Origin of the sequence: Nodosilinea sp. E11, from assembly GCF_032813545.1 — a bacterium.
Classification (GTDB): domain Bacteria; phylum Cyanobacteriota; class Cyanobacteriia; order Phormidesmidales; family Phormidesmidaceae; genus Nodosilinea.
Genome location: NZ_CP136515.1, coordinates 13,917 through 32,577, shown reverse-complemented (window position 1 = coordinate 32,577; position 18,661 = coordinate 13,917). Strand labels below are relative to the sequence as shown.

At 53.4% G+C, this 18,661-nt stretch carries 14 protein-coding genes; 3 read left to right on the top strand and 11 right to left on the bottom strand.

What is annotated here, in order from left to right; translation table 11 throughout:
* Positions 1 to 103: 103 nt before the first annotated feature.
* The 5 genes from RRF56_RS02165 to rppA all read right to left on the bottom strand — a co-directional run bounded on the left by RRF56_RS02165 (position 104) and on the right by rppA (position 8,192).
* Positions 104 to 1,354, bottom strand: a complete 1,251-nt coding sequence (locus tag RRF56_RS02165; RefSeq protein WP_317033740.1) for a hypothetical protein — start codon at positions 1,352 to 1,354, stop codon at positions 104 to 106.
* Between the two features lie 158 nt (positions 1,355 to 1,512).
* Positions 1,513 to 2,052 carry a site-specific integrase gene (locus RRF56_RS02160; RefSeq protein ID WP_317033739.1) on the bottom strand — a complete coding sequence of 180 codons (540 nt, stop codon included), beginning with the start codon at positions 2,050 to 2,052 and terminating at the stop codon, positions 1,513 to 1,515.
* A gap of 633 nt (positions 2,053 to 2,685) precedes the next feature.
* Positions 2,686 to 4,293: a fdxN element excision recombinase XisF gene (gene xisF / locus RRF56_RS02155; protein WP_317033738.1), complete on the bottom strand. Its 1,608-nt coding sequence runs from the start codon at positions 4,291 to 4,293 to the stop codon at positions 2,686 to 2,688.
* 1,827 nt (positions 4,294 to 6,120) lie between these two features.
* The gene (rppB, locus tag RRF56_RS02150) at positions 6,121 to 7,491 is read right to left on the bottom strand and encodes a two-component system sensor histidine kinase RppB (RefSeq protein ID WP_317033770.1); all 1,371 of its coding nucleotides are present in this window, start codon (positions 7,489 to 7,491) and stop codon (positions 6,121 to 6,123) included.
* Between the two features lie 5 nt (positions 7,492 to 7,496).
* Positions 7,497 to 8,192 (bottom strand): two-component system response regulator RppA, encoded by a 696-nt coding sequence (gene rppA / locus RRF56_RS02145; protein WP_317033773.1) that lies wholly within the window; start codon positions 8,190 to 8,192, stop codon positions 7,497 to 7,499.
* 127 nt (positions 8,193 to 8,319) lie between these two features.
* Between rppA and RRF56_RS02140 the strand changes: the two genes are divergently transcribed.
* Both RRF56_RS02140 and RRF56_RS02135 read left to right on the top strand, forming a co-directional pair.
* Entirely contained in the window at positions 8,320 to 8,991 is a 672-nt protein-coding gene (locus tag RRF56_RS02140; protein WP_410510485.1) for a cobalt transporter, read from the top strand.
* 147 nt (positions 8,992 to 9,138) lie between these two features.
* Complete coding sequence (locus RRF56_RS02135; RefSeq protein ID WP_317033769.1) at positions 9,139 to 12,315, top strand: efflux RND transporter permease subunit; 3,177 nt, start codon at positions 9,139 to 9,141, stop codon at positions 12,313 to 12,315.
* Between the two features lie 259 nt (positions 12,316 to 12,574).
* Here the strand turns inward: RRF56_RS02135 and RRF56_RS02130 are convergent, their stop codons facing one another.
* The 4 genes from RRF56_RS02130 to RRF56_RS02115 form a co-directional block, all read right to left on the bottom strand.
* A complete protein-coding gene (locus RRF56_RS02130) occupies positions 12,575 to 13,315 on the bottom strand; it encodes an MBL fold metallo-hydrolase (RefSeq protein ID WP_317033768.1) in 741 nt (246 codons plus the stop codon).
* An 18-nt stretch (positions 13,316 to 13,333) separates the two neighbouring features.
* Positions 13,334 to 13,849, bottom strand: coding sequence for a DUF2243 domain-containing protein (locus tag RRF56_RS02125; protein WP_317033767.1), 516 nt, complete (start codon positions 13,847 to 13,849; stop codon positions 13,334 to 13,336).
* A gap of 124 nt (positions 13,850 to 13,973) precedes the next feature.
* Entirely contained in the window at positions 13,974 to 15,389 is a 1,416-nt protein-coding gene (locus tag RRF56_RS02120) for an MBL fold metallo-hydrolase (protein WP_317033771.1), read from the bottom strand.
* Positions 15,390 to 15,444: 55 nt separating this feature from the next.
* Positions 15,445 to 15,897 carry a protein tyrosine phosphatase family protein gene (locus tag RRF56_RS02115; protein ID WP_317033766.1) on the bottom strand — a complete coding sequence of 151 codons (453 nt, stop codon included), beginning with the start codon at positions 15,895 to 15,897 and terminating at the stop codon, positions 15,445 to 15,447.
* An 89-nt stretch (positions 15,898 to 15,986) separates the two neighbouring features.
* Between RRF56_RS02115 and RRF56_RS02110 the strand changes: the two genes are divergently transcribed.
* Positions 15,987 to 16,328 (top strand): metalloregulator ArsR/SmtB family transcription factor, encoded by a 342-nt coding sequence (locus RRF56_RS02110; protein WP_317033765.1) that lies wholly within the window; start codon positions 15,987 to 15,989, stop codon positions 16,326 to 16,328.
* 552 nt (positions 16,329 to 16,880) lie between these two features.
* On the opposite strand, the gene RRF56_RS02105 is transcribed toward RRF56_RS02110, so the two are convergent.
* Both RRF56_RS02105 and RRF56_RS02100 read right to left on the bottom strand, forming a co-directional pair.
* Positions 16,881 to 17,021 carry a hypothetical protein gene (locus RRF56_RS02105; RefSeq protein ID WP_317033764.1) on the bottom strand — a complete coding sequence of 47 codons (141 nt, stop codon included), beginning with the start codon at positions 17,019 to 17,021 and terminating at the stop codon, positions 16,881 to 16,883.
* 185 nt (positions 17,022 to 17,206) lie between these two features.
* The gene (locus tag RRF56_RS02100) at positions 17,207 to 18,637 is read right to left on the bottom strand and encodes a hypothetical protein (protein WP_317033763.1); all 1,431 of its coding nucleotides are present in this window, start codon (positions 18,635 to 18,637) and stop codon (positions 17,207 to 17,209) included.
* Positions 18,638 to 18,661: the final 24 nt, after the last annotated feature.

Here is an 18,661-nt window from a genome sequence, read left to right as displayed (position 1 = left end):
ATCTGTCATTTCCACGGAAGTGGGAATCCATGGTTGATGAGTTACTCCAAAATGGATTCCCGCCTCTGCGGGAATGACAGGTAAGCCGTTTTCTGTTGGTTAATTAAACGGACTTCATATCAGATGCATTCAACTCAGGGGCGGCGGTAAACAACTGGTTCCACCACCGCTGCACCTCCTGTGACGAGGTGGCTAGCAGCGCATTCCCCTGGGCGATCGCCTCCGCATACTGAGCCTGGGCCTCATCCCCACAGCCCCCCGCCTCCACATGGCGAACCATCGACTGCACAATCGGCAGCGCAATGCCCACCCCAAATAACGCATTGAAGCCCACAATCACCGCAGGAGCCGACAAAACCACCACCACCTCTGGGAATAGCGCCATCACCCCCACCAAAATCAGAAAAAAGATCGGCGTAGCAATGCCAGCACTAACCGCCGCCGCCACAATTTTGTCGCGAAACTCATCCGCCGTAATGTCGCCCCGGTAGAGGTCGAGAGTATAGGCCAGCGCCGTCACCAGCGCCTGAGTCAGCACCGCCGTGCCCGTAGCCGTTAGACCCAACCGCGCGATTGTCGTCGAGTTCTTCAGCACCGAATCCACTGCATTGTAGAAGCGAATGTAGGTCTGCTCGCCCCCCGTCATCGTGGCCGCGCCGCGTCGAATATTGTCTGCGCCCAGCTCCCACACAATATTCTCAGCTCCATTGCTGCCCCCCTTAGAGTGAGCGTGAATGTGGCTGCCATGCTTATCTGACAAAAAGACCCGAATATCGCGCTCGCTGGCCCCGAGTTTAGACGTACCCGGAATTTTGTCGAATAGCCCCATCATGTCAGCCTCCGATCGCGGCGCATCGCCCAACCGGGTGCCCGCCCGTTGCAATCGCCGCGCCAGGGCAGGCATTTCCTGGGCCAGCTCCTGAGCCGTGCGGGGCAGGTCTTTAAGCGCATTGGCCGTCACCATGCCAGAGGTGCCAAGGGCTGCGATCGTCCCCTGCCACTCTTCTAGCGCCTTACCCATCGCCTCCAGGCTTTGCTGAGACTGCTGCTGCCCCGTCTTCTGTAACTCATGAACCGTGGCCAGGCTGGGCACGGTCAGCGTTTGAGCGGTTTGCTGAGCGCCTTCGCCAACCGTCTTGACGTATCCAAGCGCACTGTCTATCCCCTCTGCCCCTTGCTCAACCGTTTTTTGGGCAACCTGCTGGGCCTGCTGTAAGGCCTGTGCACTGGTAGTCACTAGCTCTTCAGTGGCCTGCTTGGTTGCAGCAACGGCTTTATCAATTTGGCTGCCGATCTGCTGATTTGTCTCTGCTGCCGCGTCTGCAAGCTGTTTAGCGTGGTCCCAAAGGTTCATTGAGTTATCTCCCCAAGCGCAGGTGACAAAAGAGTGTTGTCTAGGTGGGATAGCTTCCCTGCCACTAGACTGCCCTTGAAGATCAGCGGGATTCCGCTATTGCCAAACCCTTTGCAGAGTCCTCACAAACAGAGGGAATAAGGGAGCTACTTGGGTGGTCATAGGGTTGCGATCGCCTCCACCTTTTCCTCCTCCGACACATCGAGGTATCGCTGGAGTGCCGCCATCGACGACCACCCGCCCAGGTCTTGAATCGCCTTCAACCGCACCCCCGCCTTATCCAACCGGGTCGCCCAGGTGCGCCGGTTACTGTGGGTGCTGTAGCCGCGTAGACCCAGGCGGTCGCATGCCTTCCGCAACGCCAAATCACAAGCCTGCCGAGTAATAGGCTGTTCTCCACTCCGTCCCGGAAACAGATACCCCCGATCCGGTAAACCCGACTCCCCCAAAATAGCTTTGAGCTTCGGGTGAATCGGCACCGCCCGCGTCCGCTTCGTTTTCGTCGTCGCCTTGCGCAGCACCAGCGTCTCCCCCACCACATCCTCCGCCCGCAGCTGTCGCGCCTCACTGACCCGGCAGCCGGTGTAGTAGCAGATGGAGAACAGCGATCGCATTTTTGGATTCAACTCCCCCATCACCTGCTCGAACTGATCCGCCGACCAAATCTCCGCCTGGTCGTGGCGATTTTGCTTCGGCACCGGTTTACCTCAGAATTGGATCCAAACTAGCCTTGCAAATCTTGACTTGCTCTTTTTTTAATTTCAGCAAGTTCAGTTTATCGGAATAGCAAGGGTTTCAGCTATTCGAGAACGCAAAGCGACCAAAACAGCAGGGCTTGTTGAGAATAGAGGTCGCTTGTTGAGAATAAGGAGCCGTCAAAATACTGGATCCAGAATCGTATCAATGACGGCTCGATAGATCGCATAGCTAAGCTTCCTGCTCAGCTCGCAGTTGCTCCAGCTCCGATCGCCCTAGCGGACGTAATTCCTCGGTGTGGGTTTTGAGGACCTTAAGAAACGCCTCCATCGCTGGGCAGTCGTGGCACTTGGACAGCTTCCCTGGAACCTCGCAGTCGCATTTAAACTTTGGCCTCTGGTTAAAGCGACGCTGGCACTCCTCACAGCGATAGCGCTGAAGGCCGTTTTCCACTGAATGCTTTTTATAGTTTTTAGCACCACAGAATGGACAACTGTAGCCGTATTCTTTATGCCCAGGTTGCCAATGCTTTATTGCTCGCGCAGTCGCTACCTCGTAACGCAATTGACTGATCTGAAATACGTCCTGTAAAGTCATGATAGATGCTCTTTCCGGAATTTATTAGTCTCAATGAATTAAATCGAACTGTCAGATTTTTTGAACTTAACCGAATTGACCTTTCCGTTAGAAACCAGTATCCGATCAATCAACCGTGGATAGATTTCAACCTTTTCGTCGTGCGAAAACGTATGCCAGAGTAACAGATTATTTCCAGCAAGGATAATTTCTTCAGCGGTTTTATTTGGTAAGTTTTCTTTAGATAAAGGCTGCTTCTCCTGCTCAATCTGCTTCCGTGTCTCTTCCTTGGATGCCTCAATATAAGTATCAAAACCATCAAAAGAATCCAGTTTAGCTAGTTTTTCCTCAAGCCTATCCAACTTGGCATTATAAGGTACAGCCGTTGGCGTATCGTCACTCTGCCTTCCGTTCAAATCTGGTTTGTTAAGAGTCTGAGACTGTTTCAATAAATCATCTATCAAACGACGTTCTATTAAGTCTCTGCGAGTTCCTTTCTTGTTATTGCATCCACGGTGACGATTTTGACAGTAGTAGTAGTGATAGATCGTATTTCCGTCTTTGCTGTGTCGAGAAGTCGCTCGGCACATTGTTCCGCAATCATCACAGAAGACTAAACGCCGTTGATAAGCGTAATCACTGTAGGCGTCATGCTCAAAAGGATTACGATTATATAGGCGATACCCGCCGCGAACAGCGTTAAAATCTAGGATTTCTTTAATTTCATGAAACTCAGAATCTGAGAGCAGTCGTTGGTCAGGATGCGTATTTGGAATTACCTGCCAATCTTCAGACGGTAGAGTCTCACGTTTGCCGTTAGCCAATTGCTTTCGTTTGTTGTAAACGGTATTTCCTCTCAACACTGGATTTAATAGCCATTTTTTAAGGCCAGATCCGCTCCAGTACAAAACAGAATTATTGCTGTAAAGCTTAGCAACGGTGTAACCCAATCCGTACTTTTCAGCAATTGCTCTTACTGTCGGAGTTAGCCCTTTTTCCTGCTTGAAGATTTCGATACAGTCTAGTGCAATATCTTCAACTGTCATCCCTAGCAAATCTTCAACGGTGTTTTGCTGGCCTAAATCCTCAAAGTTATCAGGTCGTTGATTTAATAAGCAGAGATACGGAGACCTATTGATTTGATATTTTCCTTCCCGAGTAGTATAAGCAAACGGAGCAACATCACAGGCAATCTTTTTGTTGCGCCGATATGCTTTCACTGCACTAATTCGACTGGATACTTGGTCAATTTCCATTTCGGCTAGGCTAGCCAAAAGGTTGACCATGAACATGCCTTCAGGGGTATTCAGCTCAATGTTTTGGTCTATGACCTTAAGGTCGACCTTATATTCCTGAAGAATGGCAATATTGTCACGAATAATGGGCACAGTTCGGCCTAGTCTATCAAGCCGAGTAACTGTAACTCTTTTGATTTGTCCCTGCTTCACCATACTGATGAGCTCGGTTAAGCCAGGCCGATCGTCTCTTCTCCCGCTTTGAATATCAGTAATAATGACAGAAACGCCTGCCTCTTTAACTCTTTGTTTTTGATTCTTCAAAGCGTTTGTATTGACAGCTTGCTCCATTTTTGACAGCCGAAGGTAACCCGCTGAATCCTCACCGTGAGAAACATCTTCAAGTCTTTCAATCGAGAATCTTTCGTTCATACTATTCCATTAGTTAATTTAATTAATGAGGTATTGGTTTAACCTCTTTCTCTGAATCCAATCTTAAACTAAGTTGTGCGAATCCCCTAGGTGCAGGTTTCGCACAACTTGGGTTAAAAGAATGTTGCGGAACCAGATAATAGGGCGACCGCTGGAGTTGCGGCGGATGCCTCTTTTCAAGACGCCATCCTTCCCTACTCTTTAACACTGGAAGAACACTGGTCAACCGAGGTCGTTGACTACTACGAACCCGGCTTTATTTGTAAGATCAGCGACACCGAACCCAGGGGTGAGCAAGAGGAAGCTAATACCGCTGTCCAGATATTCCAGGGCGGCCTCAGCACACGTAATGAAATCCGCGCCAGGGTTGGGTTACCACCCGTTGAAGGAGAGGTTGGAGAAGCATTTTTTGGCGACGAATTTGAGGAGAATGCGATAGGCAAGGAAGAACTTCAAGAAGGATACAAAAAGTCAGGGCATGACAAACTAGAAGCCATTGCAGCACAACAGCTCAACCTTGAGCTTGATTAGCAAAAGGGATTTTATGTGACAGTATTCAATACAGGCGTCTTATAAGAGCGTCATATAGCTGTAAGACGTCTTATAAGAGGGCAGGATTTTATACGTCGGGCAAAATGAGCTTAGTTTACTCATAGGCTATTGCTCCTGAAAGCCTTGCTGTGAAGGGGTTTTAGGGTTTGTTGTTTCTTGGGCGATTCATCTTTATGTTTCTCTCCTATTCATAACTAGGTCGAGAGCCACTTTCCCCACTGCACCGCTACCTGCTCGTTCCTAACGGCTATTCCAGCCGTAGCGAACATAGTGATGAAGTGGTTTGGAGTAGCTGTCAATTGTCACTTCATTATTTTGGGCTTGAGACACATCCTGGTTTAGTAGCCATGAACGGCTGGTTGCTTTTGATTGTCCCTGAGCAGATGTCTAGGGCGAAGTAAAAGGCGTGATTTTGTCCTCGGCACTTTGATTGTAGTAGAAGAAAAGCGCATTTTTTTAACTTAACAAATCTTTATGATCCGTCTTTTCACAAATCTTGGACAACACGCACGAAAAAAATCAAGTTTTGAAACACAAATCTTGGACAACACGCACGAAAATTTTCAGATGCAAAAACGCAATTTTGGATAATATATTCGAAAGAAAAGTTGAAGTTTAAAACACAAATTTTGGACGACACGCACGAAAAAAGAATTTAGTAGATCTATGGCGCATACCCTTAACTCCGCAGCTTAAGTGTGGCTGCTCTTGCCGACCTGAAGATGATGCATATTTGCAGATGAGCGGAGATGGCAATCCCAAGCTGATAGGGAAATGTCCAAATTTTCCTTTAAAAAAAACACAGCTGTTTGTTGCTTTAAAGATCTTGTTTGAATACTGTTTGTAGCGCTTCAAATGTATTGATGTATAAGGCTTTCAGCGATCTCTTCGGCAGAACTCTGCCGAGAATGGCCTTGCTCCGGCAGGATCCTGCCGAGATATACCTACTTTCTGGCAGAACTCTGCCGAGCATTTTCAAGCAGAGGACCAGCTAGGTGGGAAGACCAGTGCGCTTCGGTACCCCACTTCATAAGCCATAAGCAAATATACTCTGTGCCAGTAACGCTGAAAAATTAATTGAATTTGGCCTGTAATGGCTTGTGCCAGTTGTCTCAAAGCCTAGTTTCGCCGTTCTATCTAAAAGTCGCATCCAAACCTCTCGATTAACTTAGATGCCTTGTGTAGAGAGGGTTTGGGCAGGAGATGCGGCCGCGGCATGGTTGCGGCGCGGGCAACTAGCCTGATCGACTACCCAAAAAGGGGGCTGCACTGACTTCAAGCGGGTGTACAGGGAAGTGAAACGGTGAATAGGCTACCTTGCCCGATCTCACTGTCGACGGAAAGTTGCCCCTGGTGCCGTTGCACAATTGCCTGCGCAATTGCCAACCCCAACCCGGTGCCACCAGTTTTGCGAGAGCGATCGCTATCCACCCGGTAAAAGCGTTCAAAAATGCGGCTTTGTTCAGCTGGTGGAATGCCGATGCCCGTATCTTTGACGGCAATGACAGCCCTGTGGTCGTGAGCCTCCAAACTCACCAGCACCGATCCCCCTGGGGGCGTGTACTGAATGGCGTTGGCCATCAAATTAGAGACGAGCCGATAGAGTTGAGACTCGTGACCCAAAACCCATATTTCACTATCGGGCAGGTGATGGGCTAGATGAATATCCGAGGCGGTGGCCAGTTCGGAGAGTTCTTCAGTTAAGTCAGTAACCAAATCATTTAGACAGCAGGGCTTAAACGATGGGGGGGAGATGTCTTGCTCCAGACTGGTTAGCAACAGCAAGTCGGCGATCAATCGGCTGAGGCGGCGTCCCTGGCGCTCAACCGTCTGAAGCATAGAGGGCACATCCTGCGACTGGGAGGTAGGCAATCGCAAGGTAGCTTCTACCGTGGCTAGTAGACTGGCCAGGGGCGATCGCAACTCGTGGGCGGCATCGGCGGTGAATCGTTGTTGTCGCTGGTAGGCCTGGTAGAGGGGCCGCAGGGCCAACCCCGCCAGCCCCCAGCCAGAGAGCGCCACCAGCACCAGGGCAAGAGGCAGCCCCACGGCTAGAACCCACTGAAGCCGCTGCACTTCGGCATCAAAGGGGGCCAGGGTGCGGCCAATTTGCAGATAGCCCCAGGAGCCATGGCTGTGGCTTTCGCCCGAGTCTGGATGGGTGTGGGCGGCATGCAGAATGGTGGTGAACTGGCGATAGCGGGGGCCGTTGTCGGCCTGGAGGGTTTGCCAGGGAGAGGGGTTGAGAGTTTGGGACAGGGGCAGGGGCTGGTTGGGCGAGTAGGCGAGTAGGGTGCCGTGGTGGTCGAACAGGCGAATGTAGTAGCTGCGGCGATCGCTAATGCCAAGGGTGTGCCGCTGAATCAGGGTGGTCGGTGGATCGCAAACCTCTCCGGCCATGCACAGGTCAGGGAAAATCTGCTGCAACAGATCCGTGGGGCTCTCGGCGGGCAGCAGCAGCGGTTCGATGCTGTCGTGGAGGGTACCCGCAATCGATTCCACTTCGCGCTCTAGGGCGACCCAGTTGGCCAGCACCAGAGCACGATAGAGGCCAAAGCCCGAGAGACCCAAAATCACGGCCATCACCCCGGTGTACCAGAGGGCAAGGCGAGTACGACTGCGACGAAAGAGCGACTGGCTGTCCATGGGCCTTAGGAAGAGGAGTTAAAGCGGTAGCCCTGACCAGGGATGGTTTCGATGGGGCAGTCGCAGCTGTGGCTAGCCAGTTTGCGCCGCAGCAGGCGAATCTGAGCCGCGACCACATTGCTCACGGGCTCGTCGTCTAGATCCCACAGTTGAGCGCGAAGTTTGCTGCCGGGGATAATGCGATCGCAGTTCTGCATCAGGTAGGCCAATACCTGAAACTCCTTCAGCGTCAGGGGAATCTGTTGGCTGGGTTGATCGTCCTGCGCCACTTGGAGAGCCGAATTAGCATCGTCGAGGGCAAAGCGACCCACCGTCAGGGTTTGGGGTTGCAGCTGGGGCGATCGCCGCTGGAGCGCCCGCAGCCGGGCCAGCAGTTCCGCCATCACAAAGGGTTTCACCAGATAGTCATCCGCCCCGGCATCCAACCCCGCCACCCGGTTTTCTGGCTGCCCCAGGGCCGTCAACATCAGCACGGGTAGGGGATTCTGCTGTGCCCGCAGCCGTTGACACAGTTCCAGTCCCGATAGCTCCGGCAGCAGCCAGTCCACAATGGCCACGGTGTAGTCGGCCCACTGATTTTCCAAGCAATACCAGGCTTGGGCACCGTCGTTGACCCAATCCACCACGTACTTTTCGCCCATCAAAACCTGCTTGATGGCCAGTCCCAAGTCCTCTTCATCTTCCACCAGCAGCACGCGCATGGCGCTAGCCCCATCGACCACGAGGTTGATCCTACAGAACTGACGGCGGTTTCATCTCGATTTCACCCCCCCTGTGGCAACCTATGGAGGATTTTGACCGCCCCCATCTCAGTTGTCGTGAGGAAACATGATGAAACCGACTCCATTGCTCAGTTCTGTTCTGCTGACCCTCAGCCTCTCCCTAAGTGCTCCTGCCGCCCTAGCCCACGTGGGTCACGGCGATGAATTTCAGGCTGAAGGCGGCGTCAACCGAGTTGAGGTCAAGGCCGAGACCGACTCCCTGCTGGGCATCGAAGTCAACCCCATCGAGGCTGCCGCCGATGGCAGCGGGGCAGTGCTAATTCCGGTAACGGCCCTGGTGGATGACAACGGGCGACAGTTGGTGTTTGTGCAGTACGAAAACTTCTATGAGCCGGTGGATGTGACCATCGGCAGCACCCAGGGCGATCTGATCGCCGTCACCGATGGGCTGTCAGTGGGCGAACAACTGGTAACCCAGGGGAGCCTTACCCTCTATGCCGAATCGCGCAAAACCCAGACCGCTGAGGCCATCCCAGCCGCCGTTGATGAGGCCCATGCCCAGGCCGATGCCGAGGGCATTCCCCACAGCCACGATGCCGACGGCAATCTGGTGGAGTCTAGCGAAACCGTTGCGTCCAATGAATTTGTCCAGCAGGCCGATGTCGAGGCTCAGCCATCTCGCGGCTTTCCCGTGGTGCTGTTAGTTGGCTTAGGGGTCGTGGCTGCCGCAGGCACCGGAACGATGGCCGTTTTGAGTAGCCGCAGAAAGAAGAGCTAATGCTCTGGGGGTAGCCATTTCGGCAACCGGGAAGGCTACTGACTCAGATGGTTGCCTTGACGTAGCGCTTCACTGGCCGCTGAGGAATCTGCGCTGCCAGCCAGAGCCTTGTGCGCTAGCTGGTGTCTTTTCACAAATCTGACCTAGATGTTTAACGTCCTGCTCAATCAGACCCTCAAAAATTCCATTGCCCAGCGGTGGTTCATTGTGGCTGCCGCCATTGCCGTGACGATCTGGGGCGTGTTTAGCGTCACCCAAATGCCGCTGGATGTGTTTCCTGAGTTTGCGCCGCCCCAGGTGGATATTCACACCGAAGCCCCTGGCCTGGCCCCAGAAGAGGTAGAAACCCAAATCACCGTGCTCATCGAAAGCGCGGTGAATGGCCTGCCAGGGGTCACCACCGTGCGCTCATCCTCAAAAGTGGGGCTGTCGATGGTGCAGGTGGTGTTTGACCAAGAGGCCGATATTGCCCAGGCGCGGCAGTCGGTCACCGAACGACTGCAACAGGTGAATAGCCAGCTGCCAGTCGGTGCCCACACCCCCGAGCTATCGCCCCTGGCCTCGCCCTTGGGCACGATTTTGATGTACGCATTTACGCTCGATAGTCAGAACAGCGGCCAGGGCCAGACCTCCATGATGGATCTGCGCCGCCTGGTAGACGGTGCCCTCAGTCAGCAGATTCTGTCGGTGCCGGGGGTGACGCAGGTGACGGTCTACGGCGGTGATGAACGGCAAGAGCAGATTTTGGTGAATCCCGATCAGCTGCGAGATCGCAATGTCGCCCTCAACGAAGTCACCGATGCGGCCCAAGGCGCAAACTCCAACGCCCCCGGCGGCTTTTTGATCGGCGGTGGCCAAGAGCTGCTGGTGCGCGGCATTGGTCAAATTCAATCCATTGATGACCTTCAGCAGTCGGTGGTGAAGGTCGAAAATGGCGAACCCATTCTGCTGCAAGACGTGGCTGAGGTGCAGACCGGGGCCGCTCTAAAGCGAGGCGAGGCCAGCTTTAACGGTGCTTCCGCTGTGGTGCTGATGATCAACAAGCAGCCCGATGTGGATACCCCTACGGTCACCCGGTCGGTGGAAGCGGCGATCGCCAATTTACAACCCACCTTCCCACCCGACGTGCAGATGGCCCGCACCTTCCGCCAGGCGAACTTTATCGACTCGGCCATTGGCAACGTCAGCACATCGCTGATCCAGGGCATCGTGATTGTCTCGATCATCATGCTGCTGTTTTTGATGAACTGGCGCACCGCCATCATCACCCTCAGCGCCATTCCCCTGTCGCTGCTGATTGGCCTGATGTTTATGAAAGCCTTTGGCCTGGGCATCAACACCATGACCCTGGGGGGCTTAGTGGTGGCCATTGGCTCGGTGGTCGATGACTCGATTGTGGATATGGAGAACTGCTATCGCGGTCTGCGCACCAACCAGGCCCAGGGCAACCCCAAGCACCCCTTTCAGGTGGTCTATGACACCTCGGTGCAGGTGCGGCTGGCGGTGATGTTTTCCACCGTGATTATCGTGGTGGTGTTTGCGCCGATCTTTAGTTTGACCGGAGTGGAAGGGCGGATCTTTGCGCCGATGGGTTTGGCCTATCTGCTGTCTATTGCGGCCTCTACCCTGGTGGCGATGACGCTGTCACCGGCCCTCTGTGCCATTCTGTTGGCCAACCAAACCCTGCCACAGGAGGGGACGGTTGTATCGCGCTGGGCCGAGCGGCTCTACCGTCCACTGTTGAACCTGTCGATGCGGGCACCCCAGCTCATTCTGGCGCTGGCGCTGGCGGCGCTGGTGGCAACCCTGGCGATTGTGCCGTCGCTAGGGCGGGTGTTTTTGCCGGAATTTCAGGAGAAATCTCTGGTCAACTCCATGGTGCTGTTCCCCGGTGTGTCGCTAGATATCACCAATCGGGCTGGGATAGCACTGGCCACAACGCTGCAAGACAACCCCTTGTACGAATGGGTGCAGGTGCGGGCGGGGCGTGCCCCCGGTGATGCCGATGGGGCCGGAGTGAATATGGCCCACGTGGATGTGGAACTCAGCGACCTGGCTCTGGAAGATCGGGAGGCCAGTATTCAACAACTGCGGGAGGCGTTTTTGGCGCTGCCCGGTGTAGCCCCGAACATTGGCGGGTTCATCTCTCACCGCATGGATGAGGTGCTGTCGGGGGTGAGAAGCGCGATCGCGATCAAAATCTTTGGCCCCGACCTGGCAGAACTGCGCCGCATTGGGGAGCAGGTGCGCGACACCATTGAACCGATTGAAGGAGTTGTTGACCTCCAGCTAGAGCCGCAGTTGCCTATTCGCCAGGTGCAGATTCAGTATGATCGCCCTGCTGCTGCCACCTATGGCCTGCAAATGGAGCAGGTTTCTGAGGTCGTCGAGACGGCCCTGAACGGTCGCATCGTCTCGCAGGTGCCTGAGAACCAGCAGCTGATCAACATCGCGGTGTCTCTGCCAGAAGCCGCCCGCAGTAACCTCGATGCCATTCGCGCTATCCCCATTAGCACTCCCACCGGGGAAATCATTTCCTTAGGGGATGTGGCCGCCGTTGACTATGGCATGGGGGCCAACGTGGTGAACCGGGAAGATGTATCGCGGCTAATTGTCGTCTCGGCTAACGTGGCCGAGCGCGACCTGGGCAGTGTAGTGGGCGATATTCAGGCTCAGATTCAGCAGAATGTGCAGCTGCCCAGCGGCTACTTCATCCAGTACGGTGGCCAGTTTGAGTCTGAACAGCGGGCTACGAGCAACCTGCTGGTCTACAGCATTCTGGCAGCGATCGCGATCGCGGTGCTGATGTTCTTCTCGGTCAAGTCGCTGCCCGCCACCGTTGCCATCATGATCAACCTGCCCCTGGCCTTGGTGGGGGGCATTATCTCCATCCTGCTGACTGGGGGCGTGATGTCGATTGCCTCGCTGATTGGCTTCATTACCTTGTTTGGGGTGGCCGTGCGCAATGGTCTGCTGTTGGTGGACAACTACAACAGCAAATTTGCCCAGGGTATGCCGCTTAAAGAGGTTATCGTCACGGGTTCTCTCGACCGGGTCAACGCCATTTTGATGACGGCGCTGACCTCGGCACTGGGGATGCTACCCTTGGCGATCGCTAGCGGAGCCGGGAATGAGATTCTGCAACCGCTGGCGATTGTAGTGCTAGGGGGATTGTTCACCTCGACGGCCTTAACCCTGCTGGTGATTCCGGCTCTCTACGCCAAGTTTGGCAAGTGGCTGATGCCCAAGCTTGCCCGGAGCGATCTGGAAGCGGCGTGGGCTCACAATAACGCACCCCCCTTGCAGATCATTGACAGGTCGTAGTCCAGCGGTTCACTGACCTGAAGGCGCGATTGGGTTCTCTTTAGCGGGAATGCGATCGCGCTAGCACCACGGCCTTCCGTGAGTTAAGGGCAGGGTGGTTTGAGTAGTTGCCTGCGCGAGCAACTAGCCGAGCTGGCTTACCACACCCCCATACCCATAGGAGGTCCTGCGTACCCGCACGCTGTCGCACAACAGCTTCGCTGAATACATTGGCAACGTTAGAAATTTGTGAATGTCAGATGTAAGAGCGAACCCAAGATTAGCCTTGCTTGCTTAAGGTAGGGTCTCTAGATATTTTGTTCGTTCTTCCCTCAACAAGATTGCCGCAATGCTCATTAGCTGGCACAGCTTCCATGATCTTTTTGGGATCGGGTAGATTCAGGCTTTCCATGAATTCAATAAACTCAGCCCGATTTCGCCCGACAAACCGAGGATTGTGCCTTTTTTCTTCCAAAATGGTGGAGACAGTATGCCCTCGGTAGTCATGGGCTGGATACACCAGTGTTTCTTCTGGCAAGGTAAAGAGTTTTTGCGTGACGGAATCAAACAACATACCAGCATCACCGCTCTGGAAGTCTGTGCGTCCACAACCTCGAATCAGTAAAGCATCGCCTGTTAAGATTCGGTCACCATTGACTTGATACGTCATGTGGCTATCAGTGTGACCGTGCGTAGCAATCGCTTTAACCGAAATACTATCTAATTGCAGTGTTTCACCGTCTTGAATATAACGATCTGCACAACCCGCTTGGGCGTGCTGTGGCACCACACTAAGGCAGCCTGTTGCCTGACGGATTTTAGCAGTGCCTGTAATATGATCGGCATGAATGTGCGTCTCTAGGCAGTAACGTAAACTCAATCCCAACTCGTGCAATAACTTAAGGTCTCGCTCGACTTGCTCTAGCACTGGATCGACAAGGATTGCTACTTTGGTTTCTGGGTCCGCAATCAAATAAGTGTAGGTGCTGGATTCTTTATCAAACAATTGACGAAATAGCATCTTTTTCGGCTCGATAGGTCAAGAATTCGTTTGTTGTTGGTCAAGGCGAAGCAGCAGCCAGCCAATCACTACTAGAAGTGCACAAACAGCTAAAAACCCTAGATCCCAGGCAAGTTCATTGGGTCCCGACTTAACATGATGGATGCCAAGGATATGATGAGCGAGGATTCCCTCGACAAGATTGAACGTTCCTGCACCAATCAGCAGAGCTCCACCGAAAATTTTGGAAGACCAAGACAGAATGCCACGCTCTATGGCACGCCATAATACCAGCAGTCCGCCTACCGTAAAAGAGTAGGTTACTGTATGAAAGAGTCCATCTGCCAGGGTATTGACCTTTAGCCCAGCAACAGTCGAATCAGCATACCCTGCACTGGTTAGCATGTGATGCCACTGAAGGATTTGATGCAGTACGACTCCGTCAAAGAATCCACCAAGCCCTAAGCCAAATAGAACTCCAGCAGTAATTACCGATCTGCGCTCCTGATGTTGTCTTTGGCTTACCTCTATCGGTTGGGTAGGATTTGTTTTCATAGGTAGGTCTCCCTGTCTAAAGCTAAGCCCTGTAATCAGACTATTGGTGTTCACATCGACGATCGTTGGGTTGGCGAGACATGATTTGCTCGTTGACTGGGCACAAGACCAACTTGAAACAGAACTAAGCTGGAACAGGTTCCGATTGCTCTGGTTGCTGCACAGGCAGTTTAGCGGCTTTCCAAGCCATCCAAGAACCAGGGATATTGATCACGTTCTTAAACCCGTGCTTTTGTAAGATACTGGCAGCGATGGAAGCTCGGTAGCCACTGCCACAGTAGGTTGCGATCGCCTGGTTTTTATCCAACTCATCGAGATGCTCTTCTAGGTGAGCTACAAAGAGATGTTTAGCGCCAGGGACAAATCCCTTTTGATATTCATCATCACCGCGCACGTCAAGCACCGTGACCTTTGAATCATCTTTGTGCTGATTCAATTCCTGCACTGTCCACTCGCCCAGGTGTTCTAGTGGTAATCCAGCATTCTGCCAACTTGTCATCCCATCGTGCAAGTAACCCGCTAAATTGTCGTAGCCGAGGCGGAAAAGCTGCTCTGTAACCAGCTTCACATCCCGTTCGCTTTCAACTACAACTAGCAGTGACTGCTCTGGTTCAACCATCCAACCGACCCAGCTTGGGAACTCTGGACGCAAGGCAATGTTTATTGCACCTGGAATATGTCCACCCCCAAATGCCAGAATCGATCGCGCGTCAATAATTACCGTATTTTCGTCCTGCATCTTCTGCTGAAACTCACTAGGTGTCAGCGGTTGCAGCGTGGGAATACAGCCCATAATCGGTGCGCCTTTGGCATTGACCTTCTTGAGCCGAGCATAATGACGTGGAGGTTCTGGCATCTCACTCATAATCCACTCCACAAACTCTTCCTCTGAACGCTCTTTAAGCGCGGGGTTGAAAATGCGTTCGTTGCCAATCGTGCTTTGTCTACGATCGCCAATGGATTTGCCGCAGGAGGAACCCGCACCATGACAGGGATAAACCTCAATGCGATCGCCCAAAGGCAACACCTTATTAAACAAACTGTGATAAAGCTGCGCGGCTAGCCGTTGCTCGGTGCCGCCGCCTAATAAGTCAGGACGACCTACATCCAAGTTGAACAGCGTATCCCCAGTAAACAGCCCAAATGGTTCCTCGCCCTGTTTAGAATCATGAATCAGCAGCGAAATGTGCTCAGGAGTATGTCCTGGGGTGTGCAGAGCACGCAGTGTCACACTGCCAATTTTTAGCTCGTCACCTTCCTGAAGCTGATGCAATTCAAACTGATAGTCGTCTGTTTTGCCGCCGTAGATCGGAACGTTCATCCGGGCTTTCAGTTCGTGAGCACCGGAGACAAAATCCGCGTGAATGTGCGTTTCCACACTGGCAATCAACCTCACACCCAGTTCTCTAGCTCGCTGCAAGTAAAAATCAATATCTCGACGAGGATCGATAATAGCTGCCACTCCTGCCTTATCGTCACCTACGATGTACGACAACTGCGCCAGTCCTTCAACGTTAATTTGCTCTAAAACTAGTGCCACGAATTTTTCTCCTCGCTCAAACGATAAAACTGCAATGATGTGGTTCTGACAGACTTCAGCTAGCTTTAGAGTGTCCTGAAATGTAATTCTCAAAAAACTGCTTCATCTGAGGGCTGGAATCGCAATCAAATCCCATCTGTTTCCCTTTTTGCATTGCTTCGTCCGCTGTCATTCCTTGCTGAGTAGCAACGTACATTAACGTCATCGCTCCAGAACGCATTCCACTTTTGCAATGAATGAGAGCAGGTTTAGGCAATTGGTCAATTTCTTGGAGCACCTGATCCGCTAGTTCATCACTCATGCCATCTGGCTTAACCGGAACATTGACGTATTTGAGTCCTGTCTTTTCCGCCTGTTGCTGCTCGTCACTCACAAAGCCCTCTTCTTCAGGCGATCGCAAGTTCAGCACCGATTTGAATCCTTCTTGGGCTGCCTGCTGCAATTCCTCTGGTGTCACTTGACCCATCGCAACTGCCAACTGGTCATTAATCTGCTTAGTATTTTCCATTGTTTTTCCTGGGTACGTGCTCACTACTAAATTACCATGTGGTAATATATAGGCATCTAACCTTAGAGAGAGTTTTTTCGCAAATCGGTATGATTGACCCCACACCTCAAGTGCTGTCTCCTGTTGCTGATTATTTCAAAGTGTTATCAGAAGTAAGTCGGCTGCAAGTGCTGTGTTGCCTTAAGCCAGGTGCCCAAAATGTGACGGAAATTGTTGAAGCGACTGGCTTAGGTCAAGCAAATGTCTCCAAGCACCTGAAAGTTTTAGTACAAGCGGGCATGGTCACTCGCCACCCAGAGGGGATCAATGTCTACTATCAGATCTCAGACCCCATGATCTTTGAACTCTGCGAACTGGTGTGCGATCGTTTAGCGATCCGGTTACAAGAGCAGACCCAGCAGATTGAGCAACTCAAATCGCTCCGCCTGTAAAGAGCATCATGACAGTTCAAATACAGCGGACGGTCAAAAGCCCTTAGTGCTGAGTTTTAGGCTACCTACCGCCGCTGATTTGGGCCGTTAAACCCCCTGCAATCAACCTGTTTCCTGAAATATCGACTTTGAACGGGCAGAATGACACTGCTGGGAGGTAGCTGAGGTGACATCGATCAGCTGAGTGCTCAAGGGCCTTAACCTGCTGAAGGCTTGTGGGTTGAATCGTTGCCTGCGCGCGCAGCTAGCTGGGTTGCCCATTCGCGACTTTCGATTAAGGGCAGAGCAAAACAGAGCCCTCGTCAGTAGGGACGGATGTGAAATTCCATTTACGCCAAATAGCTTACCCCTGCTACCGCCCCCACCGGCGAGGGAACCTTAGGCAAGCAGCGGGCAGGACGTCCTGAATCGTAGATGCACCCTAAAAACCCCTACAGGCCAGCGGTGCCGGTGGGGGTTTTTGTTTGGCCTCTGCGAAATCGCGCTACAGCAAGCTCAATTGCTGCACCCTGGGCTGCCCCACTTCATCGGGTATCGCTGGTCTTAGCTCGCTCAGGTAGCCTCCCAATCAGCCCCGGAATCAGCATCGACGTGGCCGTATTTATAGCCCACCTTAGACACGGTTCCAGTGCGGCCATTGGGCAACATAACGCGATCGCCATAGGCAAAATCGTGGGGGTTAAACTGGTGCAATTCGAGTGGGGTGTAAGGGCATTGCTAGGGCATATTCGCTATTCCTAAATAGCTCGGCGGGGTGTGTGACAGTTGGAGTGTAGGTAGCGTAGGTGAGGGGGTGTAGGCGTAGGCGGCGTAGGTGGGTGTAGGCGGCGTAGGGGAGGGCACCTACAGCCCTTTTTATGATCCACCTATGCCTACACCTACACTGTGCCGATTGCCTGGTAGCGCTCGGTACTGCCCTCATCCCGTCGTTGAATTTGCCCTTCAGAAATCATCAGACAGAGCAAGTCTTTAACCTCGTCTGTCGAGGCCCTGGGGTTATCAGTGGGACGGGTGCAGGAGTTGCGAATCTCCCTGGCGGTTTTTGCCTCGCCGTGCCCCTTCAGGTAATCCAAAATCCTCACGCCCAGGGGTTTAGGTTCGGTTGCTTTCTGGGGCCGTTGAGGGACGGGATCGACATCTTCTACAGGGCATTTAACCAGGGGCTTCAACTTCCCTTGAAACTCGGGCAGGACATCGTGGTAGATATCCTCATCCTCACCTAGCCACAATTGCAAGTAGCGGTTAGGGTTGCTGAGGATGTCCTCCCGCTGCTCAAGAGTGAGCCGTAGCCCGCCCATCTTCTCAATCACTGACAGGGCCAACCGCCGCTTACTTTTCAGCGGCAGAACCATCCTGAAATTTTGCTGAAGCAGGTCGAGGTCAATGCCCAACGGCCCCGCATTTTTGGTCTGGGCCAACAGTACCCCGTAGGCCGCGATCGCTGCACCCTGGGTCGCAATTTCAATCTGTAGCCCGGCGATGGCATCAGCCAGGCCTTTAACCTTTGAACGTTTGGCGTAGGTCCGAATTTGGATCGCCTCATCGAAGACGAACCACTCGGGCTCGGTATCGGTGCCCTCGGCATGGGCGGCCAGCTTGGCCCCCCAGTGGGCGAGTAACCATTGCAGCTGCTTACCCTTCTCCTCCGGCGTCCCCCAGAGAACGTAGCCCTCCCAATGGGCGGGCACCTGGTCGGTGGCCTTGGTGCTCACGTAATTGACGCGAGCGTGGCCGTTGAGCAGACAGCGGAGGGCGTTGCTTTTGCCCTCCCTGCTACCGGCCAGCAGCAGGAAGTGGGGGCAGTCTGGGTCAAGTTTGATGGGGGCAAACGGCACCGGGGCAGCATCAGCCGCTGCGTGCTCAGCTGAGGGGCTGGGTGTTGCTGCCTCCAGCGGCTTTGGGGGCAGTTGTGGCCGTGCCTTTGGTTTACCCAGCAGCCCCAACGACTTAGCAAGCGTTTCGGCCTCGTCAGAGAGGCGCAGTTCCCGCGCGATCGCCTGGGTTAGTTCTGCCTGGACCTGGTCGGCCCCGACATCGGCTTGGTATTCTCGCAGCTGCTTTTTATCCAGTAGGTGGGCTACCAGGCCCTCGGATACGGCCTCGATCTGGTCACTGTTGCGTTCGTTGGCATCCCAGGCTAGGTAGAGGCCATAGGCCAGGGCGACTAGACCCGTGAGCGGATTCAGCAGGCTGCCGAGCACGAGCCCACCGGCCAGGCCACCGCCGATATAGAGCTTGGGGTTGTGCATGCCCTCGGCGGCATCCTCGGCGGTGTCGATCCAAAGCGGTTGGGTTACTAAGTTGGTCATGGTTTCACCTAAAAGTAAGGGGGC